Raw genomic sequence first — 22,230 nt, forward strand, 5'->3', positions numbered from 1 at the left:
GTCTCAACTTCAACTACTTCAAAGTAGTCCAACAAACCTTCGGGTAATAATAATTCATAGCCACTTTCCATTAAACAAAGTTAGGAAAAATTATATCTCCACAACTTTTAGGAAAGAGCCCAATTTACGACAGTAGATACATGCCTAAATCGTGGTCAAAGATCAGAGACAGAAATTGCCCACGATTTTGAGTATTAGTCATTATTTGTCAGCAACTTACCTCATAGCTACTTGATGGTTTAAACGTAATTTTAACCACAAAAAAAGTAGTAAAATGAAACAAAAATCTTTCCACATTTTGTTCTTTGTAAAAAAGAATAAGATCAAAGCAAACGGAGAAGCCCCTATTGCCTTCCGAATCACTGTAGACAAGCAGTTCTGCGAATTGTATATCAGAAGAAGTGCCCCTGCTGAAAATTGGGATCAGATAAAGGGCAGACTCAAAACAAAGGATAAAGTTTCCACAGAAATCAATATGTATATTGATACGGTGAGAGCTAAACTTCAAAATATCCATAGGCAACTCGAAGCCGATAACATTGATATAACGGCTAAAGAAATTTGTAATCGCTTTTGTGGTGTCGAAGAAAAACACAAAACTCTGATAGAAGTCTTTGAGGAGCATAATAAAGAGATCAAACAACTACAAGGTAAAGGCTATGCTCAAAAGACAATTATCCGCTTTGAAGGTACAGTTAGATATTTGAAAGAGTTCCTAAAGAAAGAGTATAAGATGTCCGATATCAATCTAAAGGATATTGATCTACCCTTCATTCAGAAGTTTGACACCTTTCTAAAAACAGAAAAGAATTGTGCACAGAATACAGCTGGAAAATCCAGTTCAGATTGACCCCTTTTGCCAAGTCTAAATTGACCCCTGAAAAAACTTTATTATTACCCCTAAAATATCCTGGTCGACGGGGTCATTTTTATTTTAGCTTTACTTGTTTTTGTTTACCTTCATTTTTCTTACGCTCTCACCGGTAAGTTCTATCTGATGCGCCGAGTGGACGATGCGGTCAAGAATGGCATCAGCCACAGTTGGTTCTCCTATGGCATCATACCAGTTGGCAACTGGTAATTGGGATGTCACAATGATAGATTTGCGTTCATGACGATCCTCGATGATATCAAGCAACATTGAACGTTCTTTAGCATCAAGAGGTACAAGAAAGAGATCGTCAAGGATAAGTAACTGACATCGTTCTATTTTCTTGAGTTCGGCTTCGAAGATACCCTTTGTCTTAGCCACTTTTAGCGCTCCCATTAGTTTGGATGCGTTGGCATAGTTTGTTCGTATTCCGTTCTTACACGACTGATACCCAATGGCTGTAGCAATATAACTTTTGCCTGTTCCGGATGAACCGGTAATGAACAGATTCTTTCCTTGACGGATAAAGTCAAGCGATGAGAGTCGTTCTATATGGTTACGGTCGAGACTTCGATTGATGGTATAATCTATATTCTCAAGATAAGCCTTGTAACGAAAGCCTGCCTGACGAATCAGGCGTTGTATAGAAGCATCCGATCTATAATCCCATTCACGGGCCAACAGTAATGAAAGGAAGCCGTCAGCAGTCATCGTCTCGGCAATGGTGGACTGTAAGCTTTCCCTAAAGGCGGCAGCCATACCATGTAGTTTCATACGGTTCATCAGATCCAGAGAGATGACATTTTGGTCTTTTTCCTGAGTAACGGGTGCGGTTTTATTATTTGTTTCCATTGTTTTTGTTTGTTTTTGTTGTTGATTTTGAGAAGTATTCACGTCCACGGATGTTCTTGTGATGCGGAAGGGATAAGTTGGAGTACAAGTCTTGATCAGCCTGTGGCAGAAAGTCTGCATCATCATCTCGGTTCAGGATACCGATAACATCTTGATATCCGTAAACGCGCATCAATGAAGCACAGGCGCATGCCGCCACAAGTCTGTCTAGTCCGAAGGTCTTTTCCAAAGCAAGGATACCTCTGCATGAGCGGAACGCCTGAGGTATATATTTCTTCTGCGACGCCACATCCTTGAGATAAAGTAAGACGATATTGTCTATCTGAGCAGCTCGCTCAAAGATCTCGTCCAGATCCTTTTCGTAACTACCACAGCGACCGGGAAGATTGTGAGCATTCTTCCGAGTGTAGCCATAGGGTGTGTCATCTCGGTGGTGGGTTGTTACCAGCCGCAGTCCATAGAAGATATCAAGAGTATCAGCATCGTAAACAATATCGACACGCTTGCCCACGTATTCCTTAGGCACACTGTAATGATGCTTCTTGAGCGTTACATAGCTGTTGCGCATTACGGTTACAGATTTGCGTTCCTTCATCTGATACCTCACAGAGGGTAGAGACCGTAGATAGCCTCTTTCCACCTCTTCAAACAGCTGCCTGCGAGACTGATTGCGTCCGGTAAGTTTTCTCTCATTGAACTGACTTAGAGATTGGATAATGCGGGCATTGAGTGATTCCAGATCATGGAACATCAGACCTTCAAGATCGACATAAACAGACTTATACATCAGTTTTACAGCATTCTCCACAAGCGCTTTGTCCTTTGGATGTCTGACACGTGCCGGATATACGCTACAACCATAATGTTCAGCAAAAGCGGCAAAGTCTTCGTTGATAACCGGCTCATTGCGGTTGCTCCGAGTTACCGCCGACTTCAAATTGTCAGGGACGATTGCCATGGGCACACCTTCATAGAAGTGTAGCGCATTCTCACATGCTTTTATAAGGTCTTCTTTCTTCTGCGACCAGACTGCCTCACAGTAGGTATAGTGGCTACAAGGAAGGATGGCTACGAAAACTTCTACAGATCTGACCTCGCCTGTTTGTTCATCAATAACCTGTAGACGGTCGCCAGCAAAGTCAATATACATCTGGTCTGCGGCGTAATGCTCAACGTGACCCACCGGACGTGATACAAGCCGATAACGTTGTATGTACGCACCGAAACTTGCATGACGAAATCCGTTGGGGTGCTCTCGCCGGTACTCTTCATACAAGGATTTTACTGTTACTCCTTTGCGGGTAAGTCTTGCGGCATACTCAGGCAATAACGCCTCCAGTTCCAGCTGGCGCACTGAAGGGTTACGTTCCCTCTCACCGCTGCTTCCAAACATCTCCTCAAGACGCTTCGCCGGCATGGATTGAAGCTGATCCATCGGTATACCGCTCTCTTGAAACAAACGCACATACTTGCGCACTGTGTTACGGGATAGCTCAAAGGTCGCGCTGATACCTTTTATCCCCATCCCCATTGCATAGCAATGAAGAATGTTTGCTAATTTTGTTGTCATTGTAATTTTAGTTTCAACCCATCGACCAGGAGGGTAAATCTAAATTACATAAAAATCCCCTGTTGGGTTACATTCCAGCAGGGGACATTTTTATTTTGGCGTAAGGGGTTAAACGTATTTTGGAAAAGAGGGTCAATTTAGACTGGCAAAAGGGGGCAATTAACACTGGATTTTCCACCTGCTATGACGACCAAAGAAGTCAATATGTTTTATGGGTTGGTACAGGATTTTGATATATCTAAATCCCGAAGAGAGCTCGGTTTTAGTCCGAAGTCTTCTAAGCAAGCTTTGAAATCGGCTTTGTTGTATATGTGGGAAGAAAGAGAAAGATTATTAAAATAATTATATTTTAAAACTTGTTATAATTTAATCTAAAAGCGGTCGAGATTGTTGTATATGGTAAAAGCAATAAATATGAGTATATACAATTTTACCGTAAAGGATAGTAAAGGTAATGATGTTCCTTTATCCAATTATAAAGGGAAGGTTCTGCTAATAGTTAACACTGCTACAGCATGTGGTTTCACCCCTCAGTATAAAGATTTACAGGAGTTATATCTTAAGTATAAAGATCAGGGGTTCGAAATATTGGACTTTCCCTGCAATCAGTTCGGGAAACAGGCTCCGGGAACAAATGAAGAGATTACCTCGTTTTGTGAGATGAAGTATAAAACGACATTTACCACCTTTGCAAAGATTGACGTAAATGGAGAGAATGCCGATCCTCTGTATAAATACCTGAAAGAAAATAGTAAAGGATTCTTAGGCGATTCTATAAAATGGAATTTTACGAAATTCTTGATTGATAGGGAAGGGAGTATCGTTGATCGTTATGCTCCAATAACCAATCCGTCAAAAATCTCAGGTACGATCGAAAAACTATTAGAAAAATAATATATGCGACTATGGTCTTTACATCCGATGTATCTTGATTCGGCAGGGCTTAATGCCTCCTGGCGTGAAGGGTTATTAGCTAAGAATGTGCTTTTAGGAAATACGAAAGGCTATACGAATCATCCTCAGCTAATTCGTTTTAAGAATAGCCCCGATCCCAATCTTTATATCGACGCCTTTCTTACTGAAATATATAAAGAGGCCGTAAGACGAAACTATAATTACAGTAAGGAAAAGATCCGTCTCATTGAAAATATACTACCAATCTCTGTAACGAAAGGACAGTTGGAATATGAATTTGAACATCTGAGAAGAAAACTTCAAAAACGAAGCCCTGAGTTATTCGATAAATTACCAACATTGGCTAATTTAAATCCACATCCTTTGTTTAAAATAATAGAAGGAGGTGTTGAGGAATGGGAAGTTATAGTGTAATATTAAACGGTTAGTTTGGTTGTACTTTTACTAACCTTATATATTGAGGATCTTGTTGTTTTTTTACTTTTACATCGTTTCCTATAGCTCTTATTTAATAGATAAAGATAATATTTGTTAAAGAAGCGCGCATTTCTTATGTTGTTATATAAAAAGTACTATTTTTACGCCCAAATGACAAACTATTAATAAAGACAAAACTATCAACAATAACTTATGCCTACAACATTACTTTTTCTACTTATTTAGCAAACTATAAATCTATTTTTTTAGAGTTCGTAATATCTAACACAATAATCTCTTTTAGAAGATCTTTACGCTTATGTCTAAATGTTTATGGTTTAACTATTGTAAACAAGGATCCTATTTTTATTTGCATTTAGTTGTTTCAACAGCCATCTATTTGTGAAATAATGATTATACAATAGTTTACTAAGACAAATCTTCAATAGTCTATCAGGAAGAGATGTGCTAATTGTATTACTCTTATTTTCTTCACCGTTTGAGATGTGGGCGGAGCATTCAGATTTTGTAGAGAAGATTCAAAATATTATATAAATAAAAAAAACAGTTAAACTACATGAAACAAACAAACTTTAATCAGAAACAACATGGATGGACACTCTCAGGAGTCTTGTTACTAATCGGTATTCTAATTTTTGTGCCCCAAGAAGCACAATCACAAGTAACAATAGGTACTAGTGCTTCTCCGCATCAAGATGCTTTGCTGGACTTGAAAGAAAATAGTAATGGGACAGCAACAAAAGGTCTATTACTCCCTCGTGTTGAGCTGATCGCATTGAATAATAAGAGCCCACTTAATGAGCATGTTAAAGGAATGCTCGTATATAACACAAAAGACATAGACGATGATGTTTTCGAAGGGTGTTATTATAATGATGGAACTCAGTGGATACGAGTAGGGCCAGGAGCTGGTGATATTGAAATACCTGATGTGGTACTCACTAATCTTTGGCAGGCTACTAGCGGCTGGTCGGTGATAAGCCAAGAATTTAGAAGTTATGGTAAAGCTGTTAACTTTATTGTCAAACTAAAACGAGTAGGAACAAATATCAGTGTTTGGAATACTACTCATAATTCGCAGAAGATAGCTGAAATACCAAGCGGAACAGATAAAGATACATATAAACCCTTTGCTTCTACAACAGTGACGAGTCAGAGTGACATGAATGTAAATTGTTTAGTGAACTTCCCTGCAAGAAATATATCAACTACAGCAGAGTGTGAAATTGATTTCGATGGAAATATTTATATCCAAAATGTAAGGGAGAGTGTAGGAACCTTTATGAATATGGGAACAATTGCAACCAACGACATAATTGTAGTCTCGGGATCATATTTTATTAAATAGTGAATAAAAACTTAACATAGATTCGAAATGAAAAGAATAATTTTTTGTGGACTAGTCTTCGTTTTCAGTGCTTATTCACTTTATTCCCAGGTTGGTATCAATGCTGTGTCACCCGAAGGCGCACTGCATATAAAAAGTCTTACATTGCCTGCCGACAACAAAGGAGTTTTGGTAGGTAGTGATGGTAGTGACGGACTTTCGGTTTCAATAAATGATGTCGAACACCCTTCGGCTTCGGTTAGTTTAGGAGCCAATAATAAAGCTTTTATTCCTAACTCAGTAGCTCTTATTGATGCTCGGGGAAATGCAGCAGGTAATCCTATTAAAAACCCTGTGGACGGAATGGTTGTTTATAATACCGCCAGAGGAGGAGAGGTGCCCAATAACGTTATTCCGGGCTTATATGTTTTCAATAGTGCTCTAAATAAATGGATGTATTGTCTTACAGAATCAAGCAACAGGCAGACGAAGGTATATACACTTTATTCTGAGCTGACTCTGCCAACTACAAAACTATATAGCTCTGCCAACGAGACAGCCGGTTTTGCCCCTTTAAATCTAGTAGCTATAGGGGCATCTATCCCTACCGATTATATAGAAGTAATGTCGGATGCAGCTTATGCTATGATGCTTACCTTATCTGGAGATATACCCTCTGTTTCATCCTTTCAGAAAATGACGATATATGTTGCTGCCGTCTCACTAAAAAGTGATGGGAGTGTAGATAAAGTTTTAGATATAGCCGAAATAGACCCCACTGCCTTTTCGCAAGGAAGTAGAACCGGGGGTGTCACATATCCGCTGACTTTAGGATTTGATGCTCATCGGGGAGAAAGGATCTCGGTACGCATTGCTTCATATGAAGGTACTCCTTCATGGACTTTAAAGCCGGGAGAAACTTCAATTGTTTTTTTCAAAATCTAAAAAAGAAGCAAATGAATAAGTATATACAATTTATATTCCTTGCTATTTTATTAGCAGGAACATGTACGGCTCAGGTTGGAATTGGTACTGCAAATCCGATTGGGATTCTTAATGTAGATGTACAAAAGAACAATTCGACCACCCCTACCGGTAGTCAATTAAAAGACGATCTGATATTCAAGTTGAATGCAAATAACGAAGCAAATCTTGTAATAGGCGGCGAACCTTTGAATAAGGAAGCATCGCTCGAATTGAATGCTCAGGACAAAGCTTTACTCCTTAACCGAGTTGCTTTGGAGTCAGCATCGGATAATAATACTGTACCCTCTCCGCATGACGGAATGATCGTTTTTAATACAAATACCGGAGGGGCGGAGGAAGATGATGTCAGCCCGGGTACTTATCTGAATATGAATAATGAATGGCTAAGGCTTATCGACTATGAAGACAGTGGGACAAGTACTGTTTCAAAAATCGGAGCGTTGACCACTAATGTATCAGCCAGCCCCCTTACAAACACAACTACAGGAGCAGGGGCAAATCTGTTTCCTCTCGATCAAAGCATTATTATAAATGATGCAGGAATATATATATTTTCTTTTAGGCTATACGGAAGTATGAAAACTGCCAGTAATACCAATAATACGGGACAGGTAGCTGATGATTACTATTTGTACTTGTTTAAGAAAGTGGCTGATAACGAAGTGCTATTGAGTAGGGTAGATATGGTTGTAGGCAAAGCTTCCAGCAACAGTTCTAACAATACCTACTTTCCAATAATGTACACGCCCTATCTAAGAGTAAATGATGAAATTATTATAAAGATAGGACGTCGGAATGGCGCACTGAATTGGGATCTTCGTGGTAGTACTAACAAAAATGAGGCAAACCGAACCACTTTTGTATATTGGAAGATACAGTAAATTTTAATAATCAGAAAAAAATGAAAATAATAATATTATTGATTGCCAGCTTAAGTGTTTTATATGTTCATGGGCAGGTCGGAATAAAAACACAAAACCCTAAAGGTGCATTACATATCGATGGAGCAGCGAACAATCCTCAAAGCGGTACAATACAGGAAGCACAAAAAAAGGATGACTTGTCAGTCAATTCGTCTTTAGGTAGTATGACTGTCGGTATAGGTGCTGTTCCTGACGATAATTCGAATCTACAGTTGCAACTGGGTGGAGTTAAGAGTGCTTTTCTACCAAACAGAATAGCTTTGGAAAGTGTTACAGACAATATTACTGTTCCCGATCCTGTGTCAGGAATGATAGTTTATAATACGACCAACAATCCGGGAATAGGACTTGAACCGGGTTTATATACCTTCTTCAATAATAAATGGAATGAAATACAGACAAAAGAAGTTGCGTCTGTTATCGAGCGAAGAGATTTATGGGTTGCGTCGGGTAATCGTGTACAGCCCGAAACAAATTCAAAAGCCCATGAGAGACCTGCTCGTTCGAGAGTTCTACTTTGGGCTGACCCCGCTACCGGCAAAACAAACGAACCATTTATTACTTTACCCGAAACCGGATCTTATGTATTCTCCTTCAGATTATACATGGATCAATCGGCCAATGCTGCTTCTAACAGGTATAGGGGATTGTTGTATTTGTGGGCACTTAAAGGTGACAATAATTTCGCGCCAGCCGATAACTTACCTTCGAACGTTACTCTTGAAGACGGAGCAGAGATAAATATGACAGCCTATCCCACAGCCAGTCAGTTGACTACTACGCTAACCCTTACTGCTAGTGGAAATAAAGGAGACAAGATTTCGTTTCGTATTGGTGCCACTACAACATCCGGTATATATACCGGGTATCCGAGAGCCGCACCTTTACAAATTACACCAATGAGAACCAGTCTGATTTTTTGGAAACTATAAAGGGTGTATCCTATTGAGATTAATCTCTAAATTTTTATATTTAATAAAATAATGCAGGCATTGTAAAATACCTGCATTATTTAAATTGAATATTAGAGATTTTCTTTATGCTTCTTAACTTCGTCTACTAGTTTCGAAAAAGATTTATCTCTTTTGCGTCTTTCATATTCCGAAGTAGAAAAATGCCAAGCTTCTCTCCTTAGTTTCAGATAGCTCTCATAAACTTTACGATCTAATGTCCCATTATTTATTGCTTCTAAGACAGCACAGCCTGGTTCGTTTGTATGCTCACAGTCTTTAAAACGACACAATCCTTCGTAGTCAGAAACTTCAAGCATTCCCGAAAGGGAGTCCGGATTTTCAATAGCCAATCCAAATTCTCGAACGCCCGGAGTATCGATTAATACTCCCGATCCCTTCATCAATACCATTTCCCGACGTGTTGATGTATGCCGTCCTTTTCCTGTAGATGAACTTATATCAGAGGTTAGCAATATTGATTCTTCGCAAAGTGCATTCACCAGAGAACTTTTCCCAACACCCGAAGAGCCGACAAATACAACCGTTTCTCCTTCTGCGATAAACTCTCGTAACTGAAGAATCGTTTGAGGCTGGTGGATACTTGTAAACAATACAGGTATCCGATCGGCAATGTGCTTGATAGCGTTGCTTATATTCTCTTTCTCAAACTCCAAATCAGATTTGTTGAGTACCAGTATGGGGCTGATGTTTCCTTCCACTATCTGAGCCATAAAACGTTCAGCCCGACGGACATTGAAATTATCATCCAAACTTTGTACAATAAAAGCTTTGTCAACGTACAACGCAATGGCCTGTTTATCAGATACTGTTCCACTTTTCTTTCGAAACAAAATCCGTTCACGTGGAAGCATATCAACTATAATCCCTTTCCGGTCATCGAATGGCTGAAAAATTACCCAATCGCCCACACTCGGTAAATCGTAAGTTGATCTACCGAACATCATATTCCCGGTCAGTTCACATTGGAACATTCCATTTTCGGAGATAATCTCATAGCATGTCCGATGGACTATAGATACCCGTCCGTGAGGCAACGCTTTATGGATTGATTCTTGTTTTAGCTGGCTTAATTTATCGCTCCAGCCATAAGTATTCAGATCGATCATAGCTTTACCTTTTTCGCGATGAAAAATGTATAGCCATAGAATTCTTTATACTTGCTGTACAATTCCGCTTCGTAGCGTTGAGACGTAACCAGGTCTTCAGCAGCTTTATTTCCTGCATATTTATTCAGGAAAACATCTTCAGCAGTAGCTTTAGGAGCAAAATAATACTTTATCCAACACGTTTCGGGTAAAATAAATGTAGCCACAGGGAGATATCCTGCCCGGTGTATTTTGGCTACCTGATTGGGTATCGTATCTATTTCAGGATATGAATTCATCCAGAAGTCATTTATTTCTGCCGGGCGTTCGTCTGTAAACCATGAACTCTCGGAGATAGCCAAGTACCCTCCTGTTTTCAAATATTTACGCCATTCGTTCAACCCTCGTTCAAAGCCAATATTATAAATTGCTCCTTCTGACCAAATCAGGTCTAACTCCTCATTCTGAAAAGGAAGATTATCCATTGAGCCTACAATCCCTTTCACTCTGTCTTCCATGCCTAGCTGCTTTGCATTACGATTCAGAATATTGATAAAGTCGGGAAATAAATCCAGTGCAGAAATCTTTCCCTCAATATGCTTGGCAAGTGTCATTGTTTGCCCTCCTGTACCACAGCCAATGTCGGCAATAAGGGATTTTTCTGTTAGGTTATCAATAAAGCGAAGGGCTGTGAGTGTTGCATCGGTACTACCGGGACCCTGTCGTTCCATGCTAGAGAAAAACTCGCAGATTAAATTAAAATCGAAATCGTGAATTGTTTTATTTTCGTTATTCATTTCGTTATTTGTATTAGCGCACATATACAAGCATGACAATGCTGTAGCACTAATGTACGCAGGTTAAAATTAAATTATAATAATATGAATATTCCTCTCAAAAAGGTTTATTTGAGAGTAAACGAAAGGACAATCTGTTTTGAAAGGACAGATTGTTTACAATACCAAATCCGATTTCTGTAAAATCTTAGTCATCTTGCAAAGATATATAAATATTTAATTATAAATAAAAAAACTGTTCCGGAAGTGATGATTTAATATAAGATCACTCCGGAACAAAGTTTTTCGCCTAATGTTTACTAAAAAATTCACTTACCACCAATTATTACCATTATCTACGGATTGAGCTATTGTTGATTCAGGCTTTTGTGTATTTATTTTTTTCTGTTCTTTACCCACTGGCATTGTTTCAGGTATAGGAGGGCTTTTTGGGGGTATGTTCGTCTCTTCAGTAAGAAGTTCTCGGGTTTGAGAAATCTTTTTGTTTGCTATAATTTTTTCAGCCTCTACAAGTTTTGTAGCTAACATTGAAACTTCTACTTTTGGAGCAAATGATACTGACCCATTAATTCTGCATCCTGTTTCCATAATAGCCTTTTTTGCCATAATTGAGCCTTCTATAACAGCCGAATTACTAATTTGTATGGTGTTCGTGCAAAACACATTCCCTTTAACTAAACCACCGATTGTGCAATCGGTAGCCGTTATGCTTCCATCAATAGTCGCAGTAGAATCCACTATAGCCCTATCTTTTATAAAAAAGTTTCCTTTTTGCATTCCTGTAAAGCAAAATCCACCTAAAACAACTTTGTCTTGATTTGATACAGCTATTTCTTCTGCTGTTTCTTTTTCTATAGGTTTGGCTTTTTTTCGTTTGATGAAAAACATTTTTTATACCCTATTTATACTATTCACCTGTGAAATTTGTTACTACAGTAGTTGCATTGCCTATATCAATCCCAAGAGCCGAACTTTTTCTCCCACTGAGGCGTAAAGAGTTGAGAGCATATCCTTTGCTTGCGAGTGTTTCCGGATTATCCAATACCGTTATCTCGGTGAAATGTCCAAATTCTGCAATAAAACAGTCTACTAACTCCTGATAATACATCGCACCCCCACATAAGTATATCCGATTCGTTTTCACAAGGTTGGAGTCATTGATAATGTTGCGTAGATTGGGCGATATGACTTCTTGATAGTATGTTTGGATAACATTTTTACGAATTTCTCTTAAATCAACATTCTGGCGATTTAAAAAGATATATCCTCGCTGAAAAGCATCGTCCAGCTGGTTTACATTTCTCAACTCGAGATAATATTTACTCCTCAGTTCGTTGATCATCAGATTTACAGCATAACGGATTCCGTGTGTACTTACCATTGCCTGTTCTACGATTCCCGAATCGGTGCTTAATATAGACTCGAAAGTGCCAAAGCCGCAACTAAATACAAAAAAACTTCCCGAAATATTAGGCTCTCCTTTGCGTATTGCAATTGTGCATCCTACAATTTCGGGAATGACTTCAACTCTTTGCACATCCAGCACAACTTTCTTTTTATTCCCTGCATTGTGGGTTGATGCATCATAGTCGAGTAGGTGGGTTTTTTTGAAGAATTCAACGGCTTTATCTCTATAAATATAATAGGTTGAGTAGGGGAAGCCTGTTGTAATTGTTAGCGGTTGTTCTATCTTGTCCTGGGCTAGCAGGATTGATGCTTTGGCAAGAAGCTGATAATCGATATCATCAGGAGAGGAGTTTATCAGCTTATGAGGTAACTGTCCTTCGTTCAAGGCTAGATCACCACAGATATACCATTTGTCATTGTGCTGAATCTTCAGTCCATGAAGCAAATCTTTAGAGGTTTGGGATAGAACTGTGTTGTTGATCTCAATTAAACTCGGAAAGGATTGAATTTCATACATAGGTTTTTTCAAAAAAGTGTTTAACAATTAAAATAATAGCATTATATGTTTTATATATCTCTTATAGTGAGGATGGCTTCATTATTATTTCGCCTTCATATATAGCACCCTCGTCCATACTCAGATTTTCTGTGTTGATGCTCCCCATTATTTGCCCCGAACACTTTATTAGTACAGATTCGGAAGCTGATATGTCTCCTTCGATATGCCCAAAGACAATGAGTTTTTTTGTATTCACATGTCCTCTTATTGTCCCTGTCATTCCTATCACTACCGTTTCTGCTTGCTCAATGTTTCCAATTATAGTGCCTTCGATACGAATCGCTCGAGTTTGCTTGATATTACCTCGAAGAGTAAAGCTTTCACAAATTACTGTCGGCACTAAAGAGGCTAGATCATCGGGTTGATCGTTTCTTTCTGTTTGTTTTTTTATCATGATATACTATTCATTTATCTTCGTATATATAAAGAATAGGGATGTTCCTGGGATAAATAATTGCTAGCACTAAATTAGAGTATAATCATGTAGTGGATCTAAAAAAGGGAGTGGGACAAAAAGGGGACAATTAAAAATATTATTGTATAATCGCTGTATGTATCTGATTAACATCTGTATGTGAAAAAAGGTGAAGAGGGGTGGATGAATAAGAATGCTCTATCTAATAATACGTTTTTAATAAAAGAACAGGGTTACCCAATGTCTGGATAACCCCGTTCTTACGTTTTTTAATCCTACTCTTTGTCGAATTAATTTATATGTTTTGAATAAATGACACTAGATTCGTATCTCGTTCAATCTCGAGTTTCTTTCGTAAACGCTGCCGTGCTTTTTTGAGTGCTTCCTCCGATTGGAATGTTATTTGGGCTATTTGTTTGTTGGTCATATTCAGTTTAAGAAATACGCATAGCTTACGTTCATTCTGAGTCAGCATAGGAAAATGATCATTAAGATTTTTATAAAACGATGGATGCACCTTTTGAAATAAAATTTCAAACTCCTCCCAGTTGGAGTTATATGTCTGTGATCTATAATCGAAAATTAAAGATTTTATATCGTCTCTTACTTCCGGGGTTGTGTTCTTCTCAATATTCTCCAGCATCTTTATGCTGCGAACATCTCGTTCGGCTGTTTGTACCAGTTTAAGCGTTGCTGAGGTCATCTCCTTTTGATTTTTCTCCAGTTCGGTATTGATTTCTTCCAGCTCCAAGCGAAGAAGCTGCTTTTTCAGTCTATACGAACGGGTAGTCATTATAACGAGTAACAATAAAAGAACGAAGGCTACAATCAGGAAGAGAATGACAGCCCGTTGGCTTTTTATTTTTAATCCTTTATTCTGGGCTTCTATTTCGTAGACTTGTTTTGCTTTATCGTATTTATAAGCGCTCTCTAAGTCTGCAAGTTTCTTTATATTATTTTCGTTGAATATACTATCGTTATATAATTTGTATAGCATATGATTCTGATATGCTGCCTGATAATTATTTGTTGCGGCGTAAATCTCCGATAGTTGTCCATAAATCTCTTTTTGAAGACTCAGTAATTTCAATTCATTGGCTATCTTCAATCCCTTTTGGGAATAATCTAATGCTTCGGCATAACGTTTTTCTTGAATATAGATCAATCCCATTTTTACCCATATCTCTGCTTTTGCTCGCTTTAAATCTATTTTTTCGGCAAGAAGAAATGCTTCATTGAGATGATCAAGCGCTTTAGGAAATTCTTTCTCTCGGGTATATATAGTACCCATGTTGACTAAAATGTTAATAGTCAGGCTTAGTTGGCTATTCTTTCCAATTCTTAAAGATTTTTCGTAGTATTCCAATGCACGAGGATCGTTCATGTTCATATATATATGACCTATGTTAGCCAAACACGAGGATATCTTAAAATTATCTTTTATTTCTTCGGAAATCTTTAATGCTTTTTGAAGATAATTGAGGGCGTCTTTATACTCTCTCTGGTCGGATTGTATTCCGGCAATGTTAACATAATTCGCTACCATTGCCGACTTATCATGGAGTTGCTCGTTAATCTTCAAAGCCTTCAAATGGCATTCGAGTGCTACTGTATAATTACCTTGAGTACCATAAATCCACGCCAAATTGTTTAGTGCTTTTGACAGAACGGGATAATCCTTTAGTTCTTCGCCCAAGAGAATGGCTCTTTCGAGTATTTCGATAGCTTTTGTATATTCTCCTTTTGTACTATGGCTTCGTGCTACATTTACGAGACATTTCAGTAAAAGGCTCTTATCATTTATTTCATTCGCTATTTTAAGAGCACGTTCGTATGATTTATCACTTTTGGGTATGTCACCAAGTTCTTTGTATACGTTTCCTATTGCAATCAGACAATTGCATATTACCGTTTGTTCTTTGATGACTTCTGCCATCACGAGGCTTTGTCGAAAATAATTGAGTGAGGACTGTTTATCGTTTTTGATATAAGCCAATCCCTTTACCCACAGGCTGACAGCTTTCCCTTTGGCGTAATTTAACTGATCGGACAGCCGGGCTGATTGAGAGGCGTATTTCATAGCTTTTTGGGTATCTTTCGAATATATAATGTAACCTATTTCATTCATTATATCCACCCTCTCCCGATTATTTGAAGAGTGTAGCTTCAATACATTTTCAAGGCTATCCATCTTTTGCATTTGAGCAGAAAGAGTTTGAAAAAAGGTTAATACAAAGAATAGAAATAGAGAGGGAAAACTCAATCTGTTTCTCATATGGCTAAACAAGGTTAGAATTTAAATTATACATCAACGATACGATAATTGATACTGATAAAACCGACTCCTGATATATTTTTAAGGGTGTAAATACACAACAGGCTTTTCTGATTTTTTCCGATAGATAATTCATAATGTGAATGCAGAGTGAAGCACATTTATAGAACTGTTGTTGTGAATTTGTTGTAAAGTTAAGCTTTTGTATAATTTTAGACAATGTTTCTCATCGAAATAGGTATATGTGAAAACAAAAAAGAGTTACGGTTTTATTTCCCTTCTTTCACTTGATTTTGAAAGTGAATTTTATAGGACTAATTAATCAGGACTTATCACTTAAAAAATATAATTTCGAAAAGCATATCATCGTCAGCTGATGTTAAGTAAGTGAAAACAGTTTTATTTTTCAATATGATTTCAATTATTTGAATGGCTCATATTTGGAAGTTATGAGTTTGACGAGACCTTTGAAAAATGAAGCACGTAAATATAAAGGCTTATTTTCATTTTTAGATAAGTATATGTGGTTTAATTCCAGGAATATTTTAACAAAATTGGTTAAGTGTGTGGCCTATTTCAGTATATTTGTTACTAGATATTTAAATCTGATACTTAGTATGATAAAAAAAATAGAACTTCAAAAATTTAAGCGGTACAATCTGAAAAATATAGATTTAATACCGTCCAGACTCTCGTTACTTGTTGGAGGAAATAATTCTGGTAAATCAACAATACTACATGCCTTGGCAATTTGGGAATATTGCAAAACGGTTTTGATCTATGAAAAAAATTCAAGAGCTATACTCGCCGGGTTCCGTGGGGATGGTTACGGTATAAGTATAGATGATTTTACTCCTATAAATATCCCTTCTTTAAAATATTTATGGACTAATTTAAAACCAACAGGTGGATATAGTTTATCAATAAAATGTTACTGGGATATCCCAGATGGACCCGAAAGGTTTCTAAAAATAGGTTTAGCATTAACACAAGAAAGATTATATATTAAAAATTTAGAATCAAATATTCAAGAAGGAGATTTTGTCCCTAAAATTGCGTATTTACCTCCATTTGCTGGTATAACAGATAAAGAGCAATGGTATTCTCCCGCTTATAGGAATAAGTTAATAGGTCAAGGTCTCGCCGGTTCTGTTTTACGGAATACTATAATGGATCTTTATCACCAAAATATAAAAATAAGAGCTGAGAAAAAGGAAAATAGAGCAAGGATACCTAAAGCAGGATTGGCTGAGCTAAGAGAAGATGATTCCTTTGAAATACTTAACAAAGTTCTTTTCTCAATTTTTAAAGGAGTTTTATATCCTAAATTCTTCAATCCTGATTTTCACACAAATATTAAAGTTGACTTTGTTAAAGGCGAATTTATAAACAATCGATTCTCTCCTTTTTCAGCATATTCAAAAAGAGATATAATGGTAGAAGGCAGTGGGTTTCTCCAATGGTTAAGTGTTTATACTTTCGCTATAAATCCTAACGTCGATATATTGCTTTTAGATGAGCCAGATGCCCACTTACATAATTCTTTACAAACAGAACTTATAAAAAAACTTCAAGAGATATCTCAAAAATTAAATAAACAAGTATTAATAGCAACACATTCATGTGAAGTAATAAAATCTGTTTCTCCAGAGATAGTTTTATCAGTGGATAACAATAATATTAGGTATTTAAAACAAGAATCTGATAAGGTAAAGGTATTATCAGGTTTAGGAACAGAATATTTTCCTAAAATAGATCTAGTTCAACGATATAGAAGAATTTTATTTGTTGAAAATGAGAGTGATGCCAATATATTGAAAAAAATGTGCGAAAAAACGAGGCCATGGCCTAATAACCTAGTCATATGGGCTTTCGCCAATAATCATAGAGAAAGGAAACAACTTTTTCTTCACTTAAAAGATGAAATTAATGGGTTAAAGTGTATTAGTCTTGAAGATAGAGATAATGAACTCTATGAGAATACTCATCAAAGCTTGATGGATAGAACTTATTCATCTGATTTAGTTGAAGGAGATAATGAATTTAGATATCGAAGATGGAGACGTTGGGAAATGGAAAATTATCTGCTATCTCCATCTGCTATAGCAAGAAAAGCAAAGTGCAGTGAAGAAAGTGTCAGACAGTTTTTAATAGATAATCACAGTTGTATTGTTCACGGAGACTACTTGCAATCAGAAAAAATTCCATCAATTGCACCTCTATTCGAAGAGGGAAAGCCTATTATTGAAAATATATGTAACCATTTCAATATAAAAAAATATCAAATTGCAGAAGAAATGCTTCCGGAAGAAATATTTGAAGATGTAAATACATTAATTAATGAAATAATTATATTCTGTCAATAAAAGTACTTGATGGTCTAACTGATAGCTTTTAGTTAGCAGCACTTTCAGAAATAGATCGCAGAACGATTTGTGTTGCTCTTACATTATGCACCCATTAAGGCTGATATGTGAGGAAGCTATTTCGGAGTTTCTGGTATAATCTACATAGTTTGTTTTATTTAACAATTCTACATCGCTCAATAAAACAAACTATGCTCAATGAAAGGAATAGCCTAAAATTCAATCTTATAACTAATGTTTGGGATAATAATAGCTTCTCTTTCGGGATCTACCAAATGTGTCTTAAAGTTGTAGCGATGACCTTGGTAGTCTTTGCAACTAGTTGCATTTAGCACTTTAATGGCAAACTCATGAGATAAACTCTTTTTGTTAATTTTGTAGCTTACATTAAAGTGTAACAGAAATGCCGGGGATAACTGTTTCGAGAAGGCTTTACTCTCATCATAAATAGCATCTTCCTCTTTCTGAGATGCATCCAGATTGACAGGTGAGTATCTGTCTCCTCCTTGATAAGATAATCGAATATTAGCATTGAACATATTTTGTTTACTGCGTCCTACCATCCACTCTTTTCCTGCTAATACGTTGAATACAAATTTTCTGTTGTATCTTGTGTTTCTCCATTTATTATCTCCTACTTTGTAACGAGAATCGAAGAGAGATCCGGTGAGCATATAGTAATAACCTTCTGACATATACCGTTCAAAGGTTATATCAATACCATAATTCACTCCTTTTCCCTTATTCGAAAGCTTATCGGTTATGAACCAGTCATTTTGAAGATTTATAAACGAAAATGTACTATCGCTTATAATAGGAACACTGTATAGTTGTTGAAAATAAGGTTCGATTTTTAGATGATAATCATTTCCAATATTAAGATCATAAGACAGGACTATATGATGAGCTTTTGTAAAATCCATATTCTTGTTAATGAGTTCTCCCTCTTTCGATTTAGTAAAGTAGTAATTCAACATTTCTAATCTGCTATGTAGTCCATAAGAAAGAGCTAAAGATTGATTTGGTCTAAATTTCCATGATAATGCTGCTCTAGGTTCTATTGTATAATTATTATTGAGTGTGAATAATTGCGTATTGATACCAAGATTAAGTGTCCATTTGTCCGAAAATTGTAAAGATGAATTAGTATATGCTGATAGTAAAGAACTGAAACCTGATTCATTGGTTATGGTATTCATTGGCTGTTGATGTGTGGCTTCTTCTAATAACAGATTATATTTAAGCCCTGTAACCCTTAGGCCTGTTTTATTGGTATGTATCCTACTATATTTCTTATTTAGCGATGAAGCGAATACAAAATTCCAATTAGTAGATTTGATTAAGTTTTGTGGAATAGGTTTTACATTAGCATTCATCCTTTCAGTATGCATATCAAGACCGCTAACAGTAGTAGCCAAAGTTGTTTTAAGGGTTGCATTGTTCCACACTCTTAGTTTGTGATTCAGACCAAAAACTCCCATATATTGTTTCACATCCTGATCTTCTTTATCCTGAATATATTCCCATTTACTAGGGTCGGTTTCTGCCTTTTGCCCCGAGCGATCAATCAAGCCCACTCCCCAGATAGAAAATATACCAGCTTTTTTTGTTGGAAAATTAAGTTTAAAAGACAAGTCCTGATACTTTGTATTCTCTGCATCTTCGGGTAGCATAGAAGAGAGCAGTCCTAGTGTTGAATACCGGTAATTGAATATATAAGAAGAATTGCTCCCTTTTTTGAATGGACCTTCGGAAGCAATATCTATTCCTACTAAACCGAGTTGTACTGTATTTTCCCGTTTCTGATTGTTTCCTGTCCGTAAATTCATATCCAATACCCCTGATAAAGCATTTGAATATTCAGCAGGGAATGCTCCTGTCATAAAATCAGAATTACCTAGCACAAAACTGCTTAATGCCGATAGCCCTCCACCTCCGAAAGTAGTTACTTCTGCAAAGTGGTTCGGATTGGGGATTTCAACATCTTCCATTCTCCATTGTAGAAATTTAGGTGCATTTCCTCTGACAACAATACCATTATTCCCTACACTACTCGTTACACCGGCAAAAGATGTTGCTAATCTTGCGGGATCATCGAACCCTCTTGCATACCGGCTTGCTTCTTCTACGCTCAACATACGGGCACTGCCTAATGCCATATTATTTAAGGGTTGTGACTTATTTATCTGAGGAGTGACAACAATCTCATCAAGTTGTTTCAAGTTTTCAACCATTGCAATTTCCAGATACAATTCTTTAGACGAAGACAGTAGTTGCTCTTTTATTATAATAGGATTATAGCCGATTAATGTTACCTGAATATCATAACGCCCTATCGGAACATTTTGTATTTTAAATTGTCCTAAGCTATCTGTACTTACACCTAAGGGGATTTTGCTATTTAGTACAGCTACAGTTGCATATTCAATAGGGTTATTCGATTCTTTGTCATATACCATACCTCGTATATTCTGAGATGATTGTGCATATAATATACCTAACGACAGGACGTTTAATAAAAGAAATAATAACGTTTTGTTCATGATTTTACCTACTTTTGTTTTGTACAAAGGAAGAAACTGTCCCTTAGGAGATCAATACTGATTTATCATTATATTGCCCGTATGGAAGATTTACAGAAGGAACATGCACGACTTTTATCATTGCAGAGTTTTAATGAAGCTGATCTTGATTACTCTCTACTCGAATATCATAAGCAAATGCTCTCTCATTTGGCTAGAGTGTCGAATAGCGGGATAACGGTTTTTGATATGTATAAGAGGAAGCATGTATATACATCGTTCAATTTTGGAGGAATATTTGGCGATTGTAAAGAAGGTATAGATGAACGTGTGCATCCTGACGATTTACGTTCTTTAACAAGAAACGGTATTGCAGCGCTCAAATTTTTACATGCGAATAAAGAAAACTTACAGGATTATAAAATGATCACGGAGTTTCGTATTTGCAATGCTATCGGTCAGTATGTGAGAGTGGTGGAACAATACACCTTATTGGAAAAAGATAAGTCGGGAAATGCATGGTTATCGTTAAGTGTTTTGGATTTATCTCCAGACCAGAGCTCTTTTAAAACGGTGAGAGGCCATATCTTAAATGTAAAAGAAAATACGTTTTTCCCTATTGAAAACCTATTATCCCCAAAAGTATCGGATCTTACCACTAGAGAGATAGCTGTTCTACAGTTAATAAAAGAAGGCTTACTGAGCAAGGAAATTTCAGAACAGTTGTTTATTAGTGTCCACACCGTTAATACGCATCGACAAAGAATATTAGAGAAGTTAGATGTAAATAATTCTATGGAGGCTGTTAAGTATGCATCTGCATTAGGACTGATCAGCTAATTTAAATTAAGCTAATTGAATATTATTTTTTCTTACCAATAAGCGAAGACGGACTAAATGATATCCCAATATAAACATAAAATGCTCCATCAGCACTCACTTTCAAGACAGGGTCACTATATGAATCCTGCTTTCTGAATAGTCTGCCTGACGGAGTGAATCGTACTCCTGTTTTGCCTGTGACCAGAAATGAGTTTGCAATAAGGTGTTCATAAACTAATCCCGAATTGATATCCAATTGCCTGTACTGGTACTTTTGGTCTGTACCGTCTATATTATAAAGATAAAAGGTTGCACCGTCCATTTCTGCACCTAGTGAAAGTCTGCCATTACTAAAGACATGTTTTCTCAGATACACGTTTTTGGGAAGGATAATATCCACTATAAGCCCGTTTCTGAGTTTATGTTCATATGAGAAAGTAGGAATGAAAGGTACCTCAGACAGTGGATCGATAGGAATTGCAAAACCAATACTCATTTTTGTCCGTTCATTAGCTTTAACTATCATTGTTCCTGTAAGTAACCCTCTTAGTCGTTCAAAATGCTTTTCGCTACCATCAACAATTATACTGGAGGTAAAAACTGTCCTTTTTTTGAACAAAGTTGAGATGTAAGCTAGATTAGCTGCTGCATGGAAATAATGAAAATCATTATCTATATTCTTTCTCGTTTGCGAAAAAGGCTCTGTCATATCAGCCTTTACCGAGATATAATTGTATCCGAGAGTAGTTCCGAAAAGCCAATTCTTTTTCTGTATAATGTTGATATTGGCATTAATCTTTGCTTGAGATAGTCCTTTGACCTTGCTATCGGGGTATGAATTGTTCCCATCCTTCAAGGTGAAGTTATATGGCATCAATCGGGTGAATTCGATGTTTAAAGGACGAGCTATTGTGAATTTTGCAGCAGCAATAGCCGCAGCTCTCTGAGATGGATTTAAGCCTTCTTTTGCTATTGGAGGTATACTGTCATTGTTTTGAGAGAAAGATTGAATAGAGAAAATCAGAATGCCGAGGACTAAGACCATTCTTTTAGACACTTCCATAAATATACTATTGAATAAGATGAGTATAATGCTTACTAAATATTATCACGAGGCAAAGAAAT

At 36.9% G+C, this 22,230-nt stretch carries 19 protein-coding genes; 9 read left to right on the top strand and 10 right to left on the bottom strand.

Going from position 1 to position 22,230, the window contains the following annotated elements:
- Positions 1-274: 274 nt before the first annotated feature.
- Positions 275-850, top strand: coding sequence for a phage integrase SAM-like domain and Arm DNA-binding domain-containing protein (locus LDB17_RS04780; protein WP_252639722.1), 576 nt, complete (start codon positions 275-277; stop codon positions 848-850).
- A gap of 90 nt (positions 851-940) precedes the next feature.
- Here the strand turns inward: LDB17_RS04780 and istB are convergent, their stop codons facing one another.
- Positions 941-1,723, bottom strand: coding sequence for an IS21-like element helper ATPase IstB (gene istB / locus LDB17_RS04785; RefSeq protein ID WP_135107535.1), 783 nt, complete (start codon positions 1,721-1,723; stop codon positions 941-943).
- Positions 1,710-3,293 carry an IS21 family transposase gene (gene istA, locus LDB17_RS04790; protein ID WP_393924917.1) on the bottom strand — a complete coding sequence of 528 codons (1,584 nt, stop codon included), beginning with the start codon at positions 3,291-3,293 and terminating at the stop codon, positions 1,710-1,712. Before istA ends, istB begins: the two co-directional genes overlap by 14 nt.
- Positions 3,294-3,707: 414 nt before the next feature.
- On the opposite strand from istA, the gene LDB17_RS04795 reads away from it, so the two are divergent.
- From LDB17_RS04795 to LDB17_RS04820, 6 genes are all read left to right on the top strand, one after another.
- Positions 3,708-4,187, top strand: coding sequence for a glutathione peroxidase (locus LDB17_RS04795; RefSeq protein ID WP_252638431.1), 480 nt, complete (start codon positions 3,708-3,710; stop codon positions 4,185-4,187).
- Between the two features lie 3 nt (positions 4,188-4,190).
- A complete protein-coding gene (locus LDB17_RS04800; protein ID WP_252638430.1) occupies positions 4,191-4,622 on the top strand; it encodes a pyrimidine dimer DNA glycosylase/endonuclease V in 432 nt (143 codons plus the stop codon).
- Between the two features lie 580 nt (positions 4,623-5,202).
- The gene (locus LDB17_RS04805) at positions 5,203-5,994 is read left to right on the top strand and encodes a hypothetical protein (RefSeq protein WP_252638429.1); all 792 of its coding nucleotides are present in this window, start codon (positions 5,203-5,205) and stop codon (positions 5,992-5,994) included.
- 27 nt (positions 5,995-6,021) lie between these two features.
- A complete protein-coding gene (locus tag LDB17_RS04810) occupies positions 6,022-6,918 on the top strand; it encodes a hypothetical protein (RefSeq protein WP_252638428.1) in 897 nt (298 codons plus the stop codon).
- Positions 6,919-6,929: 11 nt separating this feature from the next.
- Positions 6,930-7,841, top strand: a complete 912-nt coding sequence (locus LDB17_RS04815; protein WP_252638427.1) for a hypothetical protein — start codon at positions 6,930-6,932, stop codon at positions 7,839-7,841.
- A 20-nt stretch (positions 7,842-7,861) separates the two neighbouring features.
- Positions 7,862-8,815 carry a hypothetical protein gene (locus LDB17_RS04820; RefSeq protein WP_252638426.1) on the top strand — a complete coding sequence of 318 codons (954 nt, stop codon included), beginning with the start codon at positions 7,862-7,864 and terminating at the stop codon, positions 8,813-8,815.
- A gap of 92 nt (positions 8,816-8,907) precedes the next feature.
- On the opposite strand, the gene rsgA is transcribed toward LDB17_RS04820, so the two are convergent.
- The 6 genes from rsgA to LDB17_RS04850 form a co-directional block, all read right to left on the bottom strand.
- Positions 8,908-9,963: a ribosome small subunit-dependent GTPase A gene (gene rsgA, locus LDB17_RS04825; protein ID WP_252638425.1), complete on the bottom strand. Its 1,056-nt coding sequence runs from the start codon at positions 9,961-9,963 to the stop codon at positions 8,908-8,910.
- Entirely contained in the window at positions 9,960-10,739 is a 780-nt protein-coding gene (locus LDB17_RS04830; RefSeq protein WP_252638424.1) for a class I SAM-dependent methyltransferase, read from the bottom strand. The genes rsgA and LDB17_RS04830 overlap by 4 nt, the downstream gene beginning before the upstream one ends.
- 312 nt (positions 10,740-11,051) lie before the next feature.
- Positions 11,052-11,627 (bottom strand): polymer-forming cytoskeletal protein, encoded by a 576-nt coding sequence (locus tag LDB17_RS04835; protein WP_252638423.1) that lies wholly within the window; start codon positions 11,625-11,627, stop codon positions 11,052-11,054.
- 19 nt (positions 11,628-11,646) lie between these two features.
- Positions 11,647-12,663 (bottom strand): ParM/StbA family protein, encoded by a 1,017-nt coding sequence (locus LDB17_RS04840; protein WP_252638422.1) that lies wholly within the window; start codon positions 12,661-12,663, stop codon positions 11,647-11,649.
- Between the two features lie 61 nt (positions 12,664-12,724).
- Entirely contained in the window at positions 12,725-13,099 is a 375-nt protein-coding gene (locus LDB17_RS04845; protein WP_252638421.1) for a polymer-forming cytoskeletal protein, read from the bottom strand.
- Between the two features lie 316 nt (positions 13,100-13,415).
- Complete coding sequence (locus tag LDB17_RS04850; RefSeq protein ID WP_252638420.1) at positions 13,416-15,311, bottom strand: tetratricopeptide repeat protein; 1,896 nt, start codon at positions 15,309-15,311, stop codon at positions 13,416-13,418.
- 551 nt (positions 15,312-15,862) lie between these two features.
- On the opposite strand from LDB17_RS04850, the gene LDB17_RS04855 reads away from it, so the two are divergent.
- Positions 15,863-17,761 (top strand): ATP-dependent endonuclease, encoded by a 1,899-nt coding sequence (locus LDB17_RS04855; RefSeq protein ID WP_252638419.1) that lies wholly within the window; start codon positions 15,863-15,865, stop codon positions 17,759-17,761.
- A 212-nt stretch (positions 17,762-17,973) separates the two neighbouring features.
- Here LDB17_RS04855 and LDB17_RS04860 read toward each other — a convergent pair whose 3' ends face one another.
- Positions 17,974-20,304, bottom strand: a complete 2,331-nt coding sequence (locus tag LDB17_RS04860; protein ID WP_252638418.1) for a TonB-dependent receptor — start codon at positions 20,302-20,304, stop codon at positions 17,974-17,976.
- A gap of 81 nt (positions 20,305-20,385) precedes the next feature.
- Here LDB17_RS04860 and LDB17_RS04865 point away from each other — a divergent pair, with 81 nt between their 5' ends.
- Positions 20,386-21,123 carry a response regulator transcription factor gene (locus LDB17_RS04865; RefSeq protein ID WP_252638417.1) on the top strand — a complete coding sequence of 246 codons (738 nt, stop codon included), beginning with the start codon at positions 20,386-20,388 and terminating at the stop codon, positions 21,121-21,123.
- A gap of 22 nt (positions 21,124-21,145) precedes the next feature.
- On the opposite strand, the gene LDB17_RS04870 is transcribed toward LDB17_RS04865, so the two are convergent.
- Positions 21,146-22,168, bottom strand: coding sequence for a hypothetical protein (locus tag LDB17_RS04870; protein WP_252638416.1), 1,023 nt, complete (start codon positions 22,166-22,168; stop codon positions 21,146-21,148).
- Positions 22,169-22,230 lie beyond the last annotated feature (62 nt).

This window comes from Dysgonomonas sp. Shenzhen-Wh21 (assembly GCF_043392705.1).
Taxonomy (GTDB): domain Bacteria; phylum Bacteroidota; class Bacteroidia; order Bacteroidales; family Dysgonomonadaceae; genus Dysgonomonas.